The sequence below is a fragment of the Sphingobacterium psychroaquaticum genome (genome assembly GCF_900177625.1).
Taxonomy (GTDB): Bacteria; Bacteroidota; Bacteroidia; order Sphingobacteriales; family Sphingobacteriaceae; genus Sphingobacterium; species Sphingobacterium psychroaquaticum.
The window spans coordinates 17,033-22,901 of record NZ_FXAU01000002.1; the positions used below are offsets into that span (position 1 = coordinate 17,033).

5 protein-coding genes are annotated in these 5,869 nt (G+C 43.4%); 3 read left to right on the forward strand and 2 right to left on the reverse strand.

The genetic code is table 11. The features are described from left to right. Positions 1–151: 151 nt before the first annotated feature. Both recN and porD read right to left on the reverse strand, forming a co-directional pair. Positions 152–1,813 carry a DNA repair protein RecN gene (gene recN / locus B9Y69_RS05460; RefSeq protein WP_085472027.1) on the reverse strand — a complete coding sequence of 554 codons (1,662 nt, stop codon included), beginning with the start codon at positions 1,811–1,813 and terminating at the stop codon, positions 152–154. 9 nt (positions 1,814–1,822) lie between these two features. Continuing rightward, positions 1,823–2,716, reverse strand: a complete 894-nt coding sequence (gene porD / locus B9Y69_RS05465; RefSeq protein ID WP_234991112.1) for a type IX secretion system protein PorD — start codon at positions 2,714–2,716, stop codon at positions 1,823–1,825. A gap of 103 nt (positions 2,717–2,819) precedes the next feature. On the opposite strand from porD, the gene B9Y69_RS05470 reads away from it, so the two are divergent. The 3 genes from B9Y69_RS05470 (at position 2,820) to B9Y69_RS05480 (ending at position 5,634) form a co-directional block, all read left to right on the forward strand. Further along, the gene (locus B9Y69_RS05470; RefSeq protein WP_085472028.1) at positions 2,820–3,437 is read left to right on the forward strand and encodes a SprT family zinc-dependent metalloprotease; all 618 of its coding nucleotides are present in this window, start codon (positions 2,820–2,822) and stop codon (positions 3,435–3,437) included. Positions 3,438–3,506: 69 nt separating this feature from the next. Then, positions 3,507–5,168, forward strand: a complete 1,662-nt coding sequence (locus B9Y69_RS05475; RefSeq protein WP_085472485.1) for a M20/M25/M40 family metallo-hydrolase — start codon at positions 3,507–3,509, stop codon at positions 5,166–5,168. 49 nt (positions 5,169–5,217) lie between these two features. Further along, entirely contained in the window at positions 5,218–5,634 is a 417-nt protein-coding gene (locus B9Y69_RS05480; protein ID WP_085472486.1) for a hypothetical protein, read from the forward strand. The last annotated feature ends 235 nt before the right edge of the window (positions 5,635–5,869 follow it).

Sequence of the window (5,869 nt, forward strand, 5' to 3'; positions counted from 1 at the left end):
TGCCCTTGCACCAACCTTCCCTGCAAAAATTCCTAGCGACAAGCTTTTGCTTCCTTTTAGCTTCAAAAGGAAGATGCCCCTCCGGCATAGAGGAGGGTGAGATATCTCAAGGTGACAACAAAAAGAACACTTTTTAGAGAGATCCAAACTTTTAATCCTCAATAAGCTGCTTGGCATGTTCTAGAGCCGCAGCGCCCGGGCTTGCACCACTAAGCATCTGGGCCACTTCATATATCCGCTCAGACGGGTCTAAACGTAAAATATTGGATTTAGTACGCTCCCCTTCATCTTGTTTGTAGACCTTGAAGTGTGCCTGTCCTTTGGACGCAATTTGCGGTAAATGCGTAATCGCCAATACCTGCATCCGCTCGGATAAGCGTTCCATAATCTCGCCAACCTTGAGTGCCACCTCGCCTGAAATACCAGTGTCGATCTCGTCAAATATAATAGTCGGTAACGCAGAACGTTGTGCGACCAAAGATTTAATAGCTAACATAACACGCGAAAGTTCACCGCCTGAAGCTACCTTATGGATGGGTTGTAACGCCTGTCCCTTATTGGCAGAAAATAGAAACTGAACCTCATCTGCTCCTTGGCTCTTAAACCGCTCGACCGCCAAGGGATGAAGCTCAATTTTAAGCTGTGCATTCGGCATTCCTACTTCCGATAAAACAGCTTCCACATGTGAAACCACGGTTGGAAGCACAGCTTCTCTGCTCGCATGCAGACGGGTTGCCAACTCCATGAGATTGGTCAAACTTTCCCGAACGATCTTTTCCTGCTTCGCCAACTCCTGCTCCTGATTTGCAGTCACCTCCAGTTTACGTGCTAAGCTATCTTGCAATTCTATCAAGGCCGATAGGTTCTCCACTCTATGCTTTTTCTGTAAGCTATAGAGGGTGCTTAAACGTTCGTTTACAAAGTCTAACCGTGCCTGATCCATACCGACCCCCTGCTCCATAAAACCAATCTCCTGTACGATGTCTTTTATTTCGATAAGGCTACTTTGAAGACGATTGGCCAGGTCATTCCCTGCCGGTAAAAATCGCTGTACATTTTGCAGTTGTTGTTGCGCATCTCGCAGATTCTGAACGACAGCCTGTTCTTGTTCATCCAAAAGATATACAGCAGACAATAGTCCACGCTTTATTTCTTCTGCATTTTCCAGCTGTCCCTGTTCCTCCTCCAACAACTCTTGCTCACCGGCCTGTAAATTTGCTTGCTCCAGTTCGTCGTGCAAAAATTGATTAAAATCCTGCTCCAGGCTAGCTGCCGCAATCTCTTCCTTCAGTTTTTTTAACGCCTGTTCATCACGTCTATACTGACCTAGACCTTCCGCATATCCTTGAAGGAGTTGTTGGTTCTTCGCCACACTATCCAGCACTAAAAGCTGAAAGCTTTCGGTATTGATCTGCAACGTTGCATGCTGCGAGTGGATATCAATCAACTGTTCACCCAGCAATTTTAAAACCTGCAATGTTACCGGTGAATCGTTGACAAAAGCACGGGATTTGCCATCCACGGCAATCTCCCGCCGAATAATCGTTTCGGCCTCATAATCGAGATCATGTTCGACGAAAAAATCCGCTAAGCCATAGCTTTCAATCTGAAAATATCCTTCTATTATACACTTCCGCTGTTCATCAAAAAAAGGTCGCCCCTCTACCCGATTACCTAAGATGAGCCCCAATGCACCCATAATAATCGACTTTCCAGCCCCCGTTTCACCCGTCAAAATATTCAATCCTTCGTGAAAGGCGATATCTAGATTTTCGATCAGTGCATAATTCTTTACTGATAACTTCCGCAGCATATAATATAGTTACTTCTTTAAAACTTCGTATTTTGTTGTATTCGTTGGATCGAGTTCCACCAATTTATTAAAAACCTTGATACCTTCATTACCAGGCAATTTACTAAACACACCTACAAACTCGTTGGACTTTGCAGCATACAACACAGAACTCCATACATTGCCGGTATTGTTGCGATCGACCTCTTTCAATTTATCCAAGAGTTCCACGATCGACATCCGTGCTTTAGTTTCGTCCTGTACCATCTTATCCAAACCATTGAGGTGATATTGATACGCAAAATCCCGATACGGCTGATATTTGCGATCCAGCAAATTGTTGATCAGCCAATAACGGTTATCTAGAGACTCCATCGATTTCCATCCTTCCTCCGTATTGCCCTGTGCAGCATTCACGATAGTCCGTGCTGAAGTAAGGTATTGATTCCCCCCGTAGAGCTTAAATGTATCTCCATCCATCCCTAAAATAACATTTGCGTAAAAAGCCAATAGAGAGGAAAGGCTACTAAAATTATTATTTTCATTAAAATCTAGCTGCTCACCTTCCACATAAGAAAAGTTAAAATTACGATCGTGGTACGCTAAGACCGGACTGCTGTAATTGGTTCCAAACACGGGGCGAAAAGAATAGATCTGTGCAGATGCCTTGTATGTCTTGGAGCCATCCCATTGTGAAATAGTGATGACCATCGAGCAATCGATTCGTTCCTGTGGGGTAACCTGCTTGTTGGTCCACGACCGATTATTCACAAAGTCTTGTATCACCTTTTGGAGCAAATCCAAGGCACGTTTATTTGTATTCTGTACTTGAGGCGATTGTATTTCGACACGTGCATTAAGCTCCTGCCCTTGTACAATAAAGCCCAGCAAAAGCGACATAACCAACAAACTGATTTTTCTCATATCATACATGATTAACCTATCAAAGATAATTATTTAAGCGAGCAACAGAAAATTCAACACCATAATCTATCAGACAACAAAAAAAGTAATATGTTTGTATATCATGACCGACTTTTCAAAGCAACTGAGCAAGTATATGCCGGAGGCTGCTGCCCCGATTATCTCGACATGGATCAATGATACGCAATGCCAATTTAAGGTCACCCGCAGTAGACGCACCAAATTGGGTGACTACCGTGCTCCTTTTCGCGGAGAACCACATAAAATATCGGTCAACCACGACCTAAATCCATTTTCGTTTCTGGTTACGACCATCCACGAATTCGCACACCTGAAAACGTGGCAGCAATTTCAACATAAAGTCAAGCCACATGGACTGGAATGGAAAAATAACTTCCGGGCGTTAATGGCTCCTTTTATTCAAGCAGAGATGTTTCCCGAAGATGTCAGTCTCGCCATTGCAAACTATATGGATAATCCTGCCGCATCAAGCTGTACGGATCTGAACCTTTACCGAAGTCTCCGAAAATACGATGCCCAGGCGCAAGAAATCTTTACCATTGAGCACATTCCCGAAGGAAGCTTCTTTGGGATCAAAGGCGGGCGCGTTTTCCAAAAAAAAGAAAAGCTACGCAAACGCTACAAATGTTTGGAGGTAAGCTCCAACCGCATCTATCTCTTCCATCCTATTGCTGAAGTGTTTCCCATGGAACAACCCTAAGCGGGTGACCTTTGCACCGTAGTTTTCAAATTAAACTCGTATTTTTATCGCAAACCTTTAATGTTCGACATGAAGAAAACAATACTTTTTGGAGCGGCTCTAGCGGCTCTGACTACGGCATGCCATCTGGGAGAAAACAGCGCACACGATACCAGTTCGCTTGATTCCACTGCGCTCGCGGCCATTACCGAAGCTGCATATAAAAATTATGTGTTGCAATTATCTTCCGATGAATTTATGGGACGTAAGCCTTTTACGAAAGGAGATACACTTACCGTAAATTATATCGAAAAGCAATTCAAAGAGTTAGGCCTAAGCCCGGGCAATGGCGATTCCTACTTCCAAGAAGTACCTTTAGTCGAGATTAGCTCTAAACCAGTAAATCCAGTCCTTACATTTCAAGGAGCGAAAGGGACACTTTCCATCAACAACCTCGATGATTATGTGATCGGAAGTCGCCGTTTACAAGAACAAATCCAGATTGATCAATCGGATTTAGTTTTTGTTGGGTTCGGTATTGTTGCTCCCGAATACAACTGGAATGATTATGCAGGTTTAGATGTAAAGGGAAAAACCGTCGTGGCGATGGTAAGCGATCCCGGTCGTTATGATAAAACGCTCTTTAAAGCGGATACCATGACATACTACGGCCGTTGGAAGTATAAGTATGAAGAGGCGGCACGCCAAGGTGCGAAAGGGATTTTATTAATTCATGAAAAAGGTGCTGCCAGCTACGACTGGAACGTTGTCCGTTCAGGCTGGTCGGGTCCTCAGCTAGAGCTGATCACCGAAAATGATGGTGCTGATTTCGCTGCTTTTGAAGGTTGGATAAGCAACAGTACCGCTTCCAAGTTATTTGCATTAGCGGGACTTCCTAAAGATATACAAGAGCAGGCGAAAAAACCGGGCTTCAAAGCAGTACCAATGCCTGTAACGACATCCTTCGCGATCAAAAACACCTTTAGGAAATCTAAATCCAATAATGTCATCGCTAAAATCGAGGGATCAAAACGTCCAGATGAAACAATTATCTATACGGCACATTGGGATCATTTAGGGATTGGTGAAGCGGTAAACGGTGACTCCATCTACAACGGTGCTATCGACAATGCATCAGGCGTTGCTGCGCTATTTGAAGTGGCTAAAGCTTTTAAAGCTGCGAAAGTAAAGCCCGAACGAACCATTGTTTTTATGGCTGTTACTTCGGAAGAGGAAGGCCTTTTGGGCTCCGCTTACTATGCACAGCATCCTATTTTCCTACTCCAAAAAACAGTAGCGAATATCAATATGGACGCGTTCAGTCCACTCGGAGCGACCAAAGATGTATCTGTGGTCGGGATTGGACAAACGGAATTGGAAGACTATGTGCAGAAATCGGCAGCGAAATTTGGCCGGACGATGGCAGGCGAGCGCAACCCTACTTCAGGAGGTTTCTATCGTTCGGATCACTTCAACTTTGTGAAAGCGGGTGTACCGGGGTTATTTATGGGTAGTGGCAGCGAACTGATTGAGCAGGATAGTACCATCATCCGTAAAAGGGTGGCAGCACTGAGCGGACGCTATCACACTGTAGCGGACCAAGTGGATGAAAACTGGGATTTTGGTGGCATCTTGGCCGATGTGAAGTTGTTTTTTGATATCGGTTACACCTTAAGTCTCGAAAAGACCTTTCCAAACTTCAAAGCGAAGTCAGAATTTAAAGAATTAGGCGACAAAAGACTAGCAAAATAGTACCTTTGTTTTAGAGATAATGTATAATTAAAAACTTATGTTAACAGGAATGAAACACTTACACTCAACCCTGGCAATTATTTTATTGCTAGCCTTGGTGGTGGCGATCGTCATTACATTGATCAATTACTTTGGAAGTAAACCTTACAATCGGAAGATCGCTTTGTTAGGCTTGATTTCTGCTCACTTGCAACTGGTAATCGGTTTGGTACTTTATTTTACCTCTCCCCTTGGCCTCGAGGCTTTCTCTGGAGCAAACATGAAAAACAGCCTTTCTCGTTTGTATTTCTTGGAACACCCATTGATGATGATTTTAGCAATTGTCTTGATCACGATCGGTTACTCAAAAGCTAAACGTGCTAAAGAAGATTATCAAGCGAACAAAACAGTTATGATTTTTTATATCCTGGGATTGATCTTGGTATTATCAAGAATCCCTTGGAGCACATGGTCGATTCTTGCGTAAGCGACAATCGTGCAAAACACATATAAAAAAATCCCCGATCAAACGATGATCGGGGATTTTTTTATATCACACCACGTCATTCCGAACGAGGTACGAAGAGGAATCTATGAATAATACCTTCTTATACTTGACATGGGGTAAATAAAAGTAAGGTTTTTAGATGTCTCCTAACGTCGACATGACGATAAAGTTTAAGAATGTCTTTCTTGTTATTTCTGCTCAGACATCTAGTTAC